The 14,216-nt window shown below is 71.2% G+C and carries 15 protein-coding genes; 7 read left to right on the top strand and 8 right to left on the bottom strand.

Translation table 11 applies throughout. The features are described 5' to 3' along the window. The first annotated feature begins 184 nt into the window (after window positions 1–184). The 3 genes from ACZ4FV_RS28425 (at window position 185) to ACZ4FV_RS28415 (ending at window position 3,573) form a co-directional block, all read left to right on the top strand. Window positions 185–832 carry an amino acid ABC transporter permease gene (locus ACZ4FV_RS28425; RefSeq protein ID WP_395869399.1) on the top strand — a complete coding sequence of 216 codons (648 nt, stop codon included), beginning with the start codon at window positions 185–187 and terminating at the stop codon, window positions 830–832. Beyond that, entirely contained in the window at window positions 829–1,713 is an 885-nt protein-coding gene (locus tag ACZ4FV_RS28420; RefSeq protein ID WP_395869401.1) for an amino acid ABC transporter permease, read from the top strand. Before ACZ4FV_RS28425 ends, ACZ4FV_RS28420 begins: the two co-directional genes overlap by 4 nt. A gap of 150 nt (window positions 1,714–1,863) precedes the next feature. After that, window positions 1,864–3,573, top strand: coding sequence for an FAD-dependent monooxygenase (locus ACZ4FV_RS28415; RefSeq protein WP_465323580.1), 1,710 nt, complete (start codon window positions 1,864–1,866; stop codon window positions 3,571–3,573). A gap of 99 nt (window positions 3,574–3,672) precedes the next feature. Here ACZ4FV_RS28415 and ACZ4FV_RS28410 read toward each other — a convergent pair whose 3' ends face one another. Further along, window positions 3,673–4,890, bottom strand: coding sequence for a hypothetical protein (locus tag ACZ4FV_RS28410; RefSeq protein WP_465323578.1), 1,218 nt, complete (start codon window positions 4,888–4,890; stop codon window positions 3,673–3,675). 168 nt (window positions 4,891–5,058) lie between these two features. Between ACZ4FV_RS28410 and ACZ4FV_RS28405 the strand changes: the two genes are divergently transcribed. After that, window positions 5,059–6,021, top strand: a complete 963-nt coding sequence (locus ACZ4FV_RS28405; RefSeq protein WP_395869407.1) for an alpha/beta hydrolase — start codon at window positions 5,059–5,061, stop codon at window positions 6,019–6,021. Window positions 6,022–6,238: 217 nt separating this feature from the next. Here the strand turns inward: ACZ4FV_RS28405 and ACZ4FV_RS28400 are convergent, their stop codons facing one another. The 5 genes from ACZ4FV_RS28400 to ACZ4FV_RS28380 all read right to left on the bottom strand — a co-directional run bounded on the left by ACZ4FV_RS28400 (window position 6,239) and on the right by ACZ4FV_RS28380 (window position 10,645). Further along, a complete protein-coding gene (locus ACZ4FV_RS28400) occupies window positions 6,239–6,616 on the bottom strand; it encodes an STAS domain-containing protein (RefSeq protein WP_465323577.1) in 378 nt (125 codons plus the stop codon). Window positions 6,617–6,760: 144 nt separating this feature from the next. Then, the gene (locus tag ACZ4FV_RS28395) at window positions 6,761–8,128 is read right to left on the bottom strand and encodes an L-serine ammonia-lyase (RefSeq protein WP_465323576.1); all 1,368 of its coding nucleotides are present in this window, start codon (window positions 8,126–8,128) and stop codon (window positions 6,761–6,763) included. A 124-nt stretch (window positions 8,129–8,252) separates the two neighbouring features. Then, complete coding sequence (gene recX / locus ACZ4FV_RS28390; protein ID WP_402229481.1) at window positions 8,253–9,206, bottom strand: recombination regulator RecX; 954 nt, start codon at window positions 9,204–9,206, stop codon at window positions 8,253–8,255. 4 nt (window positions 9,207–9,210) lie between these two features. Next, window positions 9,211–10,245, bottom strand: a complete 1,035-nt coding sequence (gene recA, locus ACZ4FV_RS28385; protein WP_395869415.1) for a recombinase RecA — start codon at window positions 10,243–10,245, stop codon at window positions 9,211–9,213. Between the two features lie 208 nt (window positions 10,246–10,453). Continuing rightward, window positions 10,454–10,645 (bottom strand): hypothetical protein, encoded by a 192-nt coding sequence (locus ACZ4FV_RS28380; protein ID WP_395869416.1) that lies wholly within the window; start codon window positions 10,643–10,645, stop codon window positions 10,454–10,456. A 236-nt stretch (window positions 10,646–10,881) separates the two neighbouring features. Between ACZ4FV_RS28380 and ACZ4FV_RS28375 the strand changes: the two genes are divergently transcribed. Then, window positions 10,882–11,490 carry an NADPH-dependent FMN reductase gene (locus tag ACZ4FV_RS28375; protein WP_395869418.1) on the top strand — a complete coding sequence of 203 codons (609 nt, stop codon included), beginning with the start codon at window positions 10,882–10,884 and terminating at the stop codon, window positions 11,488–11,490. Between the two features lie 114 nt (window positions 11,491–11,604). Here the strand turns inward: ACZ4FV_RS28375 and npdG are convergent, their stop codons facing one another. After that, window positions 11,605–12,297, bottom strand: coding sequence for an NADPH-dependent F420 reductase (gene npdG, locus ACZ4FV_RS28370; RefSeq protein ID WP_395869420.1), 693 nt, complete (start codon window positions 12,295–12,297; stop codon window positions 11,605–11,607). On the opposite strand from npdG, the gene ACZ4FV_RS28365 reads away from it, so the two are divergent. Continuing rightward, entirely contained in the window at window positions 12,248–12,982 is a 735-nt protein-coding gene (locus ACZ4FV_RS28365) for a YegP family protein (protein WP_465323575.1), read from the top strand. The two genes, npdG and ACZ4FV_RS28365, sit on opposite strands and share 50 nt — an antisense overlap. Before the next feature lie 143 nt (window positions 12,983–13,125). Then, the gene (locus ACZ4FV_RS28360; RefSeq protein WP_402229485.1) at window positions 13,126–13,896 is read left to right on the top strand and encodes an MgtC/SapB family protein; all 771 of its coding nucleotides are present in this window, start codon (window positions 13,126–13,128) and stop codon (window positions 13,894–13,896) included. A 25-nt stretch (window positions 13,897–13,921) separates the two neighbouring features. Here the strand turns inward: ACZ4FV_RS28360 and ACZ4FV_RS28355 are convergent, their stop codons facing one another. Continuing rightward, window positions 13,922–14,134, bottom strand: a complete 213-nt coding sequence (locus ACZ4FV_RS28355; RefSeq protein WP_395869602.1) for a hypothetical protein — start codon at window positions 14,132–14,134, stop codon at window positions 13,922–13,924. Between the last annotated feature and the right edge of the window lie 82 nt (window positions 14,135–14,216).

The following is a 14,216-nucleotide window of genomic DNA, read 5'->3' as shown; positions in this document are numbered from 1 at the left end:
CCCCCCCCCCCCCCCCCCCCCCCCCCCCCCCCCCCCCCCCCCCCCCCCCCCCCCCCCCCCCCCCCCCCCCCCCCCCCCCCCCCCCCCCCCACGACCCCTCCCGCTCCCCGCCGCACGTGACCGGGGGAACGGGCCGTCACCCCACCCCTGAACCCACGATCACGGAGAGGAGGGCTCGATCACGATGCTCGAGGTGATCCAGGACAACTGGGATCTCTTGCGGCACGGCTTCGTCGGGACGCTCAAGCTGACCGTCGTCTGTGGGATCGTGTCGCTTCTGCTCGGCACGCTGATAGCCGCGTGTCGGGTCTCGCCGGTGCCCCCGCTGCGCTGGTTCGGCGCCGCCTACGTCAATCTCTTCCGCAACACCCCCCTGACGCTGATCTTCTTCGCCGTCGCGCTCGGCTTCCCCAAGCTGCGCTTCAACCTCTCCTTCTTCCAGTTCGCGGTCATCGCGCTGAGCACGTACACCGCCGCCTTCATCTGCGAGGCGATCCGCTCGGGCATCAACACCGTCCCGATCGGTCAGGCCGAGGCCGCCCGCAGCCTGGGCATGTCCTTCACCCAGACGCTGAGCCAGATCGTGCTGCCGCAGGCCGGTCGGGCGGCGGTCCCGCCGATCGGCAGCCTGCTGATCGCGATGGTCCGCAACTCGGCCATCGCCAGCGCCTTCAACGTCACCGAACTCATGGGCACCCAGGCGCAGATGGTGGAGAACGGCTACAAGTCGCTGTGGGTCCTGCTGTGGATCGCGGTCGGCTATCTGATCATCACCTTGACCATGAGCGCGCTCCTCGCCGCGCTCGAGAAGAAGCTGGCGGTGGTCCGATGAGCCGCGAAGCGAGTGTGCTGTTCGACGTACCGGGCCCCAAGGCGCGCCGGCGCAACCTGATCATCGGCGTGCTCGGCAGCGTGGCTCTGCTCGCGTTCATGGTCTTCGTGGTCGTGCGGTTCGAGGACACCGGCCAGTTCGAGGCGGCCAAGTGGGACCCGTTCCAGTACACGGGTGTCCAGCAGTTCATCTTCGACGGCCTCAAGGCGACCCTGAAGGCGTTCGCGCTGGCCGCGGTGTTCTCGATCGTGCTCGGTGCCTTCCTGGCCGCCGGCCGGCTCTCCGATCACAAGATCGTGCGCTGGGCCTCGACCACGTTCGTCACCTTCTTCCGCGCCATGCCGCTGCTGGTGCTGATCTTCATGCTCTACCTCGTCCCGGGCAGCCAGGGCTGGTGGAAGTGGGATCCGATGTGGCCGCTGGTGGTCGGCCTGACCATCTACAACGGCACCGTGCAGGCGGAGAACATCCGCGCGGGCATCCTCGCCGTGCCCAAGGGCCAGAGCGAGGCGGCCTACGCGCTGGGCATGCGCAAGACCCAGGTGATGACGATGATCCTGGTCCCGCAGGGCATCCGCACCATGCTCCCGACGATCATCAGCCAGGTCGTGGTGACCCTCAAGGACACCTCGCTCGGCTTCCTGATCACCTACCCGGAACTGCTCGCGGCGGCCAAGCTGATCGGTGGCTACCAGGACTACCACATGCCGTTCATCCCGGTCACGATCATCGTCGGCACGATCTACGTCGCGATGTGCATGCTCCTGTCGGCGTTCGCCACGTGGCTCGAGCGCAGGCTGCGCACCTCGCGCAAGGGCAAGCCGCCGGCCGTCGCCACGCCGGCGCCGGGCGAGTTGTCCCGCGACGCGGTGGCCGTCTGACCCTGCCGGACGCACCGTCCCACCCCCGCACCACCGACCGACGCCCCGCGGTGAACGCCACCCGCGGGGCGTCGCTTTGTCGTCGAAGGGCCCCGGTGCCGGATGATGGGCGACGAGTACGACACGTCTTGCAACACTTGGGGGGCCACGATGGCGGGCAACGCTCCGCGCGCGGACTCGGTGATCATCGCGGGTGCCGGGCCCGCCGGTTTGGCGGCCGCCCTGGCACTGGCCGGGCGCGGGGTGCGCTCGGTCGTGGTGGACTCCGGCAACGGCACACCGCGGGCGGGCTCGCGCGCGTGCGCGCTCGACGGCGCGACGTTGGCCTTCGTCTACGACCTGACCGGCACCCGGCTCGACGGCGCCGCCGAGCCGTGGGGCGTGCAGCGGATCCGCCGACGCAGCCGCGACGTCCCGCAGCCGGTCGACGAGCCGGAGGCCCCGGTTCGCTACGGGCTTTCCCAACAGCGCCTGGAACGCGCCCTGTTGGACGCCGTGCACGCGAGCCCACTGGTGACCACCGCGTGGCGGCATCGGATCGAGGGGGTCGAACAGGACGAAACCTCGGTCACCCTGCTCGCCCGCGGCCCCGGCGGCCCGGTCAAGTGGCGCGCGCAGTGGCTGGTCGCCTGCGACGGTGCGCGCTCGGTGGTCCGGCGCGCGGTGAACGTGCGCTTCCCCGGCCGCCCGCGGGTGGACCGCCTGTTGTGCGCGGACGTGAAGGTACGGCTGCCGCGCCGGATCACCGCGACCTCGCTGGTCCCGCCGGACCCCTCGCTCGCCGACGAGCCGCCGACGCCGGACACCAGCGGGCCGGCCACCCCGTGGTTGTTCGTGGACCCGCCCTTCCACCGCGGCGGCACGGTCCTGGCCCAGCCGCTGCCGGACGACGTATGGCGACTGACCTGGCAACTCCCGATGGCCCACGGGGTGGCCAAGGCCGCCGAGGAGACCCGGGTGATCCAGGTCGTCGGGGACCTGGCCGACCCCAAGCGGGTCTCCGCGCGGGTGCGTTCGGTGTTGCGCACGCTGGACGCGCTCTCCCCCGACTCCGACGGGGCCGAGGATCCCGCGCACGACCTGCTGTGGAGCGGCGAGTACGAGGTGCACCAGCGGCTCGCCCGCCGCTTCCGGGTCGGCCGGGTGCTGCTCGCCGGGGACGCCGCGCACCTGGTCCACCCGTCCGCCGCGGACGCGGTCGAACTCGGCCTCCAGGACGTCCGCAACCTGGCCTGGAAGCTGGCCTTCACGCTGCGCGGATACGCCCCGATCCGGCTGCTGGAGACCTACCACGGCGAGCGCCGGGGGGCCGCCAGGCGACGGCTGGCGCTCGGCGAGGACGCGCTGCACTTCCTCGCGCCGGTGAGTCCGGCGCAGAAGATGGGCCGCCGGCTGACCCTGATGGGCGCACGCGGCAAGGGCACCACGTTGCGCCGGCTCGACCCGCGCGGTCCGGCCGCGAGCACGTCGGGCCCCGACTACACCGGCTCGCCGCTGCTCACCCCCGGCCCCGGGGTCGGCGAATGCATCCGGGACGTACCCGTGGTCCGCGCGGACGGCGCCGACGGGTGGCTGACCGAGTGTCTGGACCGAGGACTGGTCGTGCTGTTGATCGCCCCCGGCATAGAGGTGTGGCACGGCGACCGCTGGCGCGAGGCGGGCCTGATGCCGCGGCTGCGCGCGCGCCTGGACAAGCTCGCCGCACCGGCGGAGTTGGTGGTCACCCCGGAGTACCCGGGCGCCGGCGCGCACACGATCCTGCTGATCCGGCCGGACGGCTACCTCGCGGCGCACCTGCCCCCCGAGTACCTGGACATCCTCGAGGAGACCATCGACCGCGCCCGCGGCGCGGGGCACTGACGCGGCGGCCGGACCCGCCTCGTCCGCGAACGCCGCACGGGCGACCATCGATCGGCCCGTGCGGCGTTCGAGGACGGCGGCCCGCGACCCGGGCCCGGATCAGATCCCGTAGTGCCACGTGGTGAGCATGTACGCGCCGTACCACATGCCGAACAGACACATCCCGACGAGCACCAATGCCGCCGTACGCGTGCGGGCACGCGCCAGCACCGTCGCGAGCGGGACGAAGAACAGCAGCGTGGGGATCATCAGCCGCAGCTTCGAGTGGTAGTAGTTGCTCTGGCACAGCGTCATCACCAGTATCGACAGGCCGTACACCGCCAGCGGCGGCCAGATCCGTCGGTTCAGCGCGACCAGCGAGCCGACCACGGCCGCGATGATCAGCACCGCCGTACTGACCGCTATCCACTGGTCGCCGTTGCGCAGTGTGTCGGTCAGGAAGTGCCAGAGCGCCTCGCCGTTGTCCCACCTGGTGCCCCAGCCGGCGTCCTGGATGGTGAACCACGCGTCGGTCTCACCGAGCCGGGTGCCCACCCACAGCAGGTACATCGGCATGCCCAGACACGCGATCACACACGCCGCGATCGGCGGATACAGGAGCCGCCGGTGTTGCCACATCTCCAACAGCGCGGCCACCCCCAGCGCGGCGATCGCCGCGATGCCGGCCGGTCGGGTGACGCTGGTCAGGCACGCGAGCAGGCCCGCGGTCATCCAGGCCCGTCGGTGCGCCGCGAGCAGCGTGCCCACCGCGAGCGCCAGGAACAGCGTCTCGCTGTAGGCCATCGAGAAGACCACGCCCATCGGCTGCGCGCCGCCCACGAGCACCGTCATCACCAGCGCCGCGCGCCGGTCGTACAGGCGCTGCATGAACACGTACAGCACGCACAGCGCGACGGCGGTCGCGAGGTGTCCGGCGATCAGGCCGGCCGTCTCGTAGTCGGTGCCGGTCAGGTAGTGCACGATCCGGACCAGGCCCGGATACAGCGGGAAGAACGCGAGGGTGTTGCCGGTGAGGTCGCCCTCGGGGGTGTACGTGAAGCTGTCCGGGTAGCCGTGCGCGGCGACGTCCACGTACCAGTGCGCGTCCCACTGCAACAGTCGGTCGCGGAGGCTCGGACCGCCCGCCGGGATCATCCACGAGAGCACCAGCAGCTGGAGCACGGCGGTGCCCGCGTATACCGCCAACGGCGGCCACAGCAGCCGGATGCCGCGCTCCGCGACCGACAGGGCCCCCGACGAGTTCTCGTCGGGGGTGCCCCGGCCCGAAGTCGAAGGCGGCGCGCCCGGTATCCGGGGCTCGTCGATGACGGTCAACACGTACTCCTCAGTGGGTTCCGGTTATTCAACGCCGAGGGCAACTGACACGGTTGACGCCCTTCGCGCGTTTTCTGTGTGGCCTATGTCACGCGTTCGACTTCTGACGCCCTGTCAACTCCGGGCGCGAAGTTCTACTGTGCTGCTTCGTAGTCCGTTCGGAGGAGTCGCATGCCCGTCGCACCGCAGATCCAGCCGATTCTCGACGCTGTCGCCGCCGCGCCGCCCCTTCCGGCCGACCTGCCCCTGGCGGAGCGTCGTGCCGCGTCGAACAAAGCTCTCGAGTCGTCCATCCTCGCGTTCGTCGAGCCCGCGCCGGAAGGTGTGACGACGCGGGATGTGAACATCACGGTGAAGGAGCCCGAACCGGGCAAGATCACCGCCCGCGTGTACACGCCGGCCGGCGCCGCCCCCAGGGGCGGTCGTCCAGGCTACGTGTACCTGCACGACGGCACGTGGTGGCACGGCTCGGTGGACGGCTCCGACGCGCACTGCGCACACATCGCCGCCGAGAGCGGCGCCGTGGTGATCTCGGTCGAGTATCGCCTGGCACCCGAGTTCAAGTTCCCGTGGCCCCTGGAAGACGTGTACGCCGCGTGGATCTGGGTCCAGGAGCGCGCCTTCCAGCTCGGCGTCAACCCGGACAAGGTCGCCATCGGCGGCGCGGGCGCGGGCGGCAACCTGGCCGCGGCCTGCGCGATCATGCTGCGCGATCGCCGCCAGCCGACCCCGCTCGCCCAGGTGCTGGACGCCCCGATCCTGGACCTGACCCTGTCCGGGGCCTCCGTGCAGGAGAACGGCGAGGGCCTGCTGCTCACCCGCGAGGCGCTCGAGGAGGCGATCCGGCTCTACCTGACCAGCCCGCGCAGCGAGCGCACCGACCCGCTCGCCTCACCGCTGCTCGCCGAAGACCTCGCCGGGCTGCCCACCGCGCTGGTGCTCACCGGCGAGTACGACCCGCTGCGGGACGAGGGCGAGGCCTACGCGAAGCAACTGGAGGCGGCCGGCGTCGCGGTCGAGGCCAAGCGCTGGGACGGTTTCGTACACGGCGCGGGCGAACTCACGGCGTTGTTGCCCGAGGCGCGCGAGTACCGCTCGACGATCGCGCGGTTCCTCGAGCGCACGCTGGCCTGATCGGGCGGGGCCGCCTCACTCCGCCCCGCCCCGGACATGCGGCGGCCGTCCCGTCGGGCTTGCGCTCGACGGGACGGCCACAGGTCCACGGCCTTCGGGCGACAGCAGAAACATCCGGCGCGCGGACACTCCAAGTGTGGCGTGCATGATCGAATCCGGCCACCCCTCGGCCTCATTTTGATCATGAATCTCGCCGTTTTTGACCGGCTGGGCGGGCCTACTCGTGCCCGGCCGGGCTGTCCTGTGCCTCGATCGCCTCTCGCACGGTGTCGTGCACGGCCACCATCAGGGTGAAGCCGGTCAGCCGCAGCACCCGCGCGACCGCCCGGGTCGGCGCGATGAGCTGCAACGAACCGCCCGCCTCGCGGGCCCGCCGCTCGGCCCGGACCAGGATCCGCAGGCCGAACGAGTCGATGAACGCCACCGAGGACAGATCGAGCAGCAGCCGGGTCAGCCCGGCCGACACCTGTCGGCTCAGCGCGTCGTCGAGTACCGGACCGCTGTCCATGTCGATCTCGCCGTGCACGGTCACCAATGTGTGACCGGCTCCGACCGTCGACACCTGCACCAGGAGGGGACCACTCGCATCGTTCACGGGCGCATGCCTACCCTTCGTTCCCGGGAGCACACCTCATGTGTCCCGTGGGGATCGGCAACACGCGGGCGTCGCGCGCGTCACCCGCGCGGCGGCCCGAACCGGTCCCCGCGCAGCCGACCGGGCGGCGCTCGAGCACCCCGCTCAGCACTCGATGATGTTGACGGCGAGGCCGCCGCGTGAGGTCTCCTTGTACTTGACCTTCATGTCCGCGCCGGTCTCCTTCATGGTCTTGATCACCTTGTCCAGCGAGACGTGGTGCCGACCGTCGCCGCGCAGGGCCATCCGGGCGGCCGTGACCGCTTTGACCCCGGCCATGCCGTTGCGCTCGATGCACGGGATCTGCACCAGGCCGCCGACCGGGTCGCAGGTGAGCCCGAGGTTGTGCTCCATCCCGATCTCGGCGGCGTTCTCCACCTGCTCGGGGGTGCCGCCCAGGACCTCGGCCAGGCCGCCGGCGGCCATCGCGCACGCCGAGCCCACCTCGCCCTGGCAACCGACCTCGGCGCCGGAGATCGACGCGTTCTCCTTGAACAGCATGCCGATCGCGCCCGCGGCGAGCAGGTAGCGGACGATGCCTTCCTCGTCCGCGCCCGGGACGGTCGCCACGTAGTGGTGCAGGACGGCCGGGATGATCCCGGCGGCGCCGTTGGTGGGCGCGGTGACCACCCGGCCGCCGGCCGCGTTCTCCTCGTTGACCGCCATCGCCCACAGGGTGACCCACTCCATCGCGTGCGTGGGCCGGTCTCCCTCGGCGCGCAGCGTGCGGGCGGTCCGCGAGGCACGGCGGCGCACCTTGAGCCCGCCCGGCAGGATGCCCTCGGTGGCCAGTCCGCGCTCGACGCACGCGCGCATCACCTGCCAGATCTCCAGCAGTTCGGCGCGGATCTCCGCCTCGGTGCGCCACGCCTTCTCGTTCTCCAGCATCAGCGCGGACACCGAGAGCCCGGTCTCCCGGGTCAGCCGCAACAGTTCGTCGCCGGTGCGGAAGGGGTAGCGCAGCACGGTGTCGTCGGGCTTGACCCGATCCGCGCCGACCGCGTCCTCGTCCACCACGAAGCCGCCGCCCACCGAGTAGTAGGTCTTGGTGAGCAACTCGGTGCCGTCCGCGTCGCGCGCCCACGCGGTCATCCCGTTCGCGTGGTACGGCAGCGTCTTGCGTCGGTGCAGCACCAGATCCCGGTCGCCGTCGAAGGCGATGTCGTGCACACCGAGCAGCCGCAACATCCCCGATTGGCGGATGCGCGCCAACTCCGGCTCCACCTCCTCCGGATCGACGGTGCGCGGCGAGTAGCCCTCCAGGCCGAGCAGCACCGCGCGCGGGGTGCCATGGCCGTGGCCGGTCGCGCCCAGGGAGCCGTACAGCTCGACCCGGACGGAGGCGACCCGATCCAGGACACCCTCGCTCTTGAGCCGCTGCGCGAACATCCGCGCGGCGCGCATGGGACCCACCGTGTGGGAGCTCGACGGGCCGATCCCGATCGAGAACATGTCGAACACACTGATCGCCAAGGCGGATGGCCCTTCAAGCGGACGGCAGGGACGTGTGCGCGCCGAGGGACGCGCTTGTGGCGGTCCGACGGCTCGGACAACGCTCCCCAGGCTAGGTCACCGACCGGCGCCGCGGGGGCCCGGATCAGACCGGTCCGTCCCAGGCTCGCCACGGGGTCTCGTCGCTGTCGCCGGCTTCGTCGGTCTCGGCCTCGTGCGCCAGCGCGTCCCGGACCACTCGCAGGGCCAGGCCCTCGCCGTATCCCTTGCGCGCGAGCATGCCCGCCAACCTGCGGATGCGCTTGTCCCGGTCCAGGCCGCGCGTGCCCGGCAACCGGCGGGCCACCAGGGCCCGGGCGGTCTCCAATTCCTGTTCCGGATCGAGTCGGGCGACCGCCTCGTCCACCACGACCGCGTCCACACCGCGTTGCCGCAGTTCCCTGGCCAGGGCACGGCGGGCCAGGCCCTTGCCCGTGTGCCTGGTGTCGACCCACGCGCCCGCGAAGGCGGTGTCGTCGATCAGTCCCACGTCGGTGAATCGGCCCAGTACGTATTCGGCGACCTCGTCGGGCACCTCCCGACGGCGCAGCGCGTCCGCCAACTGGGCCCTGGTGCGGGCGCGCCCGGTCAACAGGCGCAGGCAGATCGCCCGCGCGGTGGCCTCCGGATCGGCGAGCGGTTCGGGCGCGGCATCGGCCCCCTCCGCGCCGTCGATGCCCTCGTCGTCCGCGTCCCGACGGGCCCGGCCCCGAGTCCCGGCCCGCTCCCGCCTGTCCCGTTTGCCGCGCTTGGCCCGACCGTCCTCGGACCGCCGACCGGCGGCCCGCTCGTACGTCCTCGAGGCGGCGGCCCCCGAGCCGTCGTCCTCCGGGTCGTACTCCCGCGCGTCGCGCTCCCCGAGCTCGCGTCGCGTCGGGCCGGCTGGGCGCGCGGCACCTCCCTCGGCACCACCACGCGCGGCTCGACCCCCCGTCGCGGCACGTGCCGTGACGGCCGCCAACGCGGCCCGCAGTTCGGCGGCGTCGATCGGCGGGGAGACGGGTCCGTCCTCGGATCCGTCCCCCCACGTGTTCGACCACTCGCCGGCAGGGCGACCCACGGGCTCAGCCCTCCTCGGGTTCCGCTTCCGCCGGCACGTCGACCCGCGGGCCGACCCCCAGCTTCTCCTTGATCTTCTTCTCGATCTCGTCGGAGAGGTCGGGGTTGTCCTTGAGGAACTTCCGCGCGTTCTCCTTGCCCTGACCGAGCTGGTCGCCCTCGTACGTGTACCAGGCGCCGGACTTGCGCACGAAGCCGTGCTCGACGCCCATGTCGATCAGGCCACCCTCGCGGCTGATCCCGACGCCGTAGAGGATGTCGAACTCGGCCTGCTTGAACGGCGAGGCCAACTTGTTCTTGACCACCTTGACCCGGGTGCGGTTGCCGACCGCCTCGGTGCCGTCCTTGAGCGTCTCGATCCGCCGGATGTCCAGTCGCACCGACGCGTAGAACTTCAGCGCCCGGCCACCGGTCGTGGTCTCCGGCGAGCCGAACATCACGCCGATCTTCTCGCGGAGCTGGTTGATGAACAGCGCGGTGGTGTTCGTCTGGTTGAGCGCACCGGTGATCTTGCGGAGCGCCTGGCTCATCAGTCGGGCCTGGAGGCCGACGTGCGAGTCGCCCATCTCGCCCTCGATCTCGGCGCGCGGCACGAGCGCCGCCACCGAGTCGATGACGATGATGTCGACCGCGCCGGAGCGCGTCAGCATGTCGACGATCTCCAGTGCCTGCTCGCCGGTGTCCGGCTGCGACACCAGCAGGGCGTCGGTGTCGACGCCGAGCTTCTTCGCGTACTCGGGGTCGAGCGCGTGCTCGGCGTCGACGATCGCCGCGATGCCACCGGCCCGCTGCACGCTCGCGATGGCGTGCAGCGCGAGGCTCGTCTTGCCGGAGCCTTCCGGGCCGTAGACCTCGACGACGCGGCCCCGCGGGAGGCCACCGATGCCCAGTGCCACGTCGAGCGAGATCGAGCCGGTGGGAATGACCTCGATCGGTGCGCGCGCCTCGTCGCCGAGACGCATCACCGAACCCTTCCCGAACTGCCGTTCAATTTGGGCGAGGGCGTTCTCCAACGCCTTCTCGCGATCCTGTCCTGCCATGCCTGCCGCCTTGCCGGTCTGTGGTGTTCGCTTCACACCTTGAACGCTAACCCGTCGCACCGACACGGAGGCACGACCGGCGTACGCCTGTGGACAACGTCGGGTCGAAGGTTAGCCCGAACCTTTGTTCGAATTCGATGCCGACACACCACCGGAAGCCGGCATCCACCCATACGGGGGACGGGCACCGGGCCCGTCGACCGCCGGATCAGCCCTGCGCCGCGAGTTCACGCGAACGGCGCACCCGGTGCCGGCGCAGGTAGTAGAAGGCGATGTTCCCGTCCAGCGCGGCGAGCAGCACGAACGGGACGCCGAGCCAACTGCCGCCGACGAAGGCCACCACGGCGGCGGCGAGCGCCAGGACGCACACGATCACGGCGAGGACGACGATGCGGGGCATGACGGGGGCTCCAGACGGGCGCGGGCGAGGAACGGGTCGCGGGCGGTACGGGCGCGACGCGCTTCCATTGTCGCCCCCGCCGACCCGGCCGCCGGCACCGGCCGGCGGCGCCCCCGGGGCGCCGAGCCGGGCCCGCGGCACGCCCGCTGACCAGCGAAAGTTGAGCCGACAACAAACCCGGAGTAGTTTGTTAAGCGTTCAACCACTTCCGCCTCGCCGTCTCCACGGAGGAACCCATGACCCGCATCCTCGCCATCTCGGGCTCGCTGCGCGCCGAGTCGTTCAACACCGCGCTCGTGCACGCCCTGCAGCCGTTCGCGCCCGAGGGCATGCAGATCGAGGTGTACAAGGGTCTGGACGAACTCCCGCACTTCAACCAGGACCTGGAGGCCAACCCGCCGGCGTCCGTGGTGCGCCTGCGCGAGGCGATCGCCGAGGCGGACGGCCTGATCATCACCACCCCCGAGTACAACCGCAGCCTGCCCGGCGTCCTCAAGAACGCGCTGGACTGGGCCTCGCGTCCGTACGCGCGGGGCGTGCTGGCCGGCAAGTCGATCGTCGCGATGTCCGCCTCGCCGGGCGTCCAGGGCGGCATCCGCGCGCTGATCCAGCTCAAGACGCTGCTCCGGGACCTGAACAACTTCGTCGTCTCCGGCCCGGAGATCTCCGTCCCCGAGGTGCACACCCGGCTCGGCGTCGAGGCCGACGTACAGCACGTGCTGACCGACCCGGCGACCGCCGGCATGGTCACCCACGTATTGGCCGGCCTGCAGGACGCGATCGACAACAACGCCGGCGAGCTGGTCGCCCGCCCGCTGGGCGCCTGGGCCGCGTCGCTGGCCTGACCCCGGGCGGCACCGGCGAGGCGAAACGGCGTGAGGCCCCGCACATCCGACGATGTGCGGGGCCTCACGCCGTTTCGAACGAGTGCGTCGTGGGTCGCACCCGGAATCGCGGCCTCACACGTCGGTGACGCGCAGACCGGCGTGCGCCTTGTAGCGGCGGTTGGTCGAGATGAGGTTGGCGGTGAGCCCCTCGACCTGACGCGCGTTGCGCAGCCGGCCGGCGTACACACCGCGCATGCCCGGGATCCGCGAGGCGAGCGCCTGCACCGCGTCGGTGGCGTCGCGTTGGTCGCCGAGCACCATGATGTCGGTGTCCAGGGATTCGACGTTCGGGTCGAGCAGCAGCACCGCGGACACGTGGTGGAAGGCGGCGGTGACGGCCGAGTCGGTGAGCACGGCGGCGGCCTGTTGCGCAGCGCTGCCCTCCTCGACGTCGAGCACGAACGCGCCCTGCTTGTCGAAGCCCATCGGGTTCACGCAGTCGACGACGATCTTGCCCGCGAGCTCGCTCTTGAGCGCGACGAGCAGGTCGCGGTGCCCCTCCCAGGGCACGGCGATGATCACGATGTCGCTCTCGGCCGCGCAGGTGGCGTTGTCGGCGCCGCGCACACCGGCGCCGAGCTCCGCCGCGGCGGAGGCGGCCCGTTCGGCGTTGCGCGATCCGATGATCACTTTCTGGCCGGCGACAGCCAGGCGGTACGCGAGGCCGCGGCCCTGCTCGCCGGTGCCGCCGAGGACGCCCACGACCAGATGGTCGATGTTCGGCAGGTCACGCGGGTCGCGTTTGGGGGACGAGGGGGTTGTCATGGGCGCGATCCTGCCGGCCGAAACCGCAGAGGACACGGGGTGCGCACCCGGATGCAGTCGAGGTCACACTGGTTTTCGGCTGTGCGGGTCGATTCACTCCGAAATAGCACTTATATATGACAACCGGGACGAACCGTGTTTCCTTGGAAGAGAAAACTTTCTCTACGCTCTCCAAGGAGACGCAGTGCCGGCCAAATTCATTGTCACCAAGGGACGCTCCGGCAAGTACGGATTCGTCCTGGCAGCCGCCAACGGTTCGACCATCATCAAGTCGTCGCCCTATGACACGAAGCGCGCGGCATTGACCGCGCTTCGGTCCGTCCAGCGCAACGGCGACACCGAAACGGTCGACGATCGCACCGTCGACGCCCCGGCCTCGGCCCGAGCCCGGATGTCGAAGTCCGTGGCCTCGCCCCGCCGGACGCCGGTCGCCCGGACCGTCGCCAAGCGCGGCGGCACGGTGCGCAAGAGCGCGCCCGCCAAGTCCGCCACGGCGAAGGCACCACCCCGAAAGGCGGAATCCCGAAAGGCCTCGACCAAGCCCTCGACCACTCGAAAGGCGGTATCGAGGACAACGGCGTCGCGGACGGCGGTTTCCAGGACCAGCGCCTCGCGCACCCGAAAGGCGGTATCCACGCCGAGCGGATCGCGAAAGCGGACCATGGCCGGGTCGCGCCGCGCCTGACCCACGCCCACCCCTCCCTCGATCGCCGGTTTCCGGACCCCCGCGCGTAACCCACGGCTTTGTCCGAGGTCGTAGCGTGCGGGGGACGGGAAAGCGGTCGAGCAGCCCCGGGACCCCCGGTCCCGGGCGGAGGAGGTGGGCGCGTGGATTCCGGCACGACCCTGGCGGCCTGGTCGCAGGGGATCGCGCAGAGTCAGGGGTGGACCCAGTTCTCCGAGCTGATGTTGTCCTTCGTGCTCTCCAGCGTGATCGGCGTCGAGCGCGAGGTGCGCCAGAAGAGCGCGGGACTGCGCACCCACGCACTGGTCGGCGTGGGCACCACACTGTTCATGGAGATCTCCAAGTACGGCTTCGCCGACGTGCTGCCCGCTGGCCACGTCGGCTGGGATCCGTCCCGGATCGCCGCGCAGGTGGTCTCCGGCATCGGCTTCATCGGCGGCGGCCTGATCTTCGTCCGCCGCGACACGGTGCGCGGCCTGACCACCGCCGCGGTCGTCTGGTTGACGTGCGCGATCGGCATGGCCTGCGGCGCGGGCCTGCCCTATCTCGCGATCGGGGTCACCACGCTGCACTTCGTGGTCGTGTACGGCTATCCGCCGATCATCCGCAGGATAAGCGGGCCGCGGAGCCGGGTGGCCGAGGTCCGGATCGGCTACCTTCCCGGGCACGGTGTGCTCTCCGCGGTCCTGGTCGCCTGTACCGGCGCCGGGTTCACCGTGGTGGACGTGTCCGTGCACAACCGTGACCGCGAGGCTGCGGAGGACCCCGGGGAGACCTCCATCGAGCCCCGGGCCGCGGCCGTGGTCCTGCTCTTGGAGGGCCCGGCCGATCCCACCGGGTTGGTGTCCGGCATCTCCGAGTTGCCCGGAGTGCTCACCGCGGGCGGCGGGCGGGTCCCCGAACCCTCCGAGTGACCCGACCGCCGGCCGAGCGGCCGGTTCAGCGGCGCCCGGGGTCGTTCCAGTTGGGGTCGTTCTCCCAGACCTGGTTGCGCGTCTTCGCGGTCTCCAGCGCGTTCGCCGCCTCCCGACGGGTGGCGTACGGTCCGAGCCGGTCGCGAGCCGGGCACTCCGGTCCCTCTTCGACCTTGGCGTGCTTGATGCAGTAGTACCACTCGCCGGCGCGCCCCTCGGGCTTGCGCCACAGTCTCAACCTCACGACCCGTCCTCCGCCCACTCGAGCTGCTGTCCGTCGTATCCGGTCGTATCCGTCGTATCGATCGATGCCTCGGTCG

This window comes from Embleya sp. NPDC025285, assembly GCF_055558835.1.
The sequence above is the reverse complement of the archived record's forward strand: the minus strand, read 5'-3'. Positions and strand labels throughout refer to the sequence as shown.

Bases quoted from the DNA above. Each gene is read 5' to 3' on its own strand.
- npdG (WP_395869420.1), bottom strand. From the start codon at position 12,297: ATGACAACCCCCTCGTCCCCCAAACGCGACCCGCGTGACCTGCCGAAC.
- ACZ4FV_RS28405 (WP_395869407.1), top strand. From the start codon at position 5,059: ATGCCCGTCGCACCGCAGATCCAGCCGATTCTCGACGCTGTCGCCGCC.
- ACZ4FV_RS28415 (WP_465323580.1), top strand. From the start codon at position 1,864: ATGGCGGGCAACGCTCCGCGCGCGGACTCGGTGATCATCGCGGGTGCC.
- ACZ4FV_RS28420 (WP_395869401.1), top strand. From the start codon at position 829: ATGAGCCGCGAAGCGAGTGTGCTGTTCGACGTACCGGGCCCCAAGGCG.
- ACZ4FV_RS28365 (WP_465323575.1), top strand. From the start codon at position 12,248: ATGTTCGGCAGGTCACGCGGGTCGCGTTTGGGGGACGAGGGGGTTGTC.
- ACZ4FV_RS28380 (WP_395869416.1), bottom strand. From the start codon at position 10,645: ATGCCCCGCATCGTCGTCCTCGCCGTGATCGTGTGCGTCCTGGCGCTC.
- ACZ4FV_RS28425 (WP_395869399.1), top strand. From the start codon at position 185: ATGCTCGAGGTGATCCAGGACAACTGGGATCTCTTGCGGCACGGCTTC.
- recA (WP_395869415.1), bottom strand. From the start codon at position 10,245: ATGGCAGGACAGGATCGCGAGAAGGCGTTGGAGAACGCCCTCGCCCAA.
- ACZ4FV_RS28375 (WP_395869418.1), top strand. From the start codon at position 10,882: ATGACCCGCATCCTCGCCATCTCGGGCTCGCTGCGCGCCGAGTCGTTC.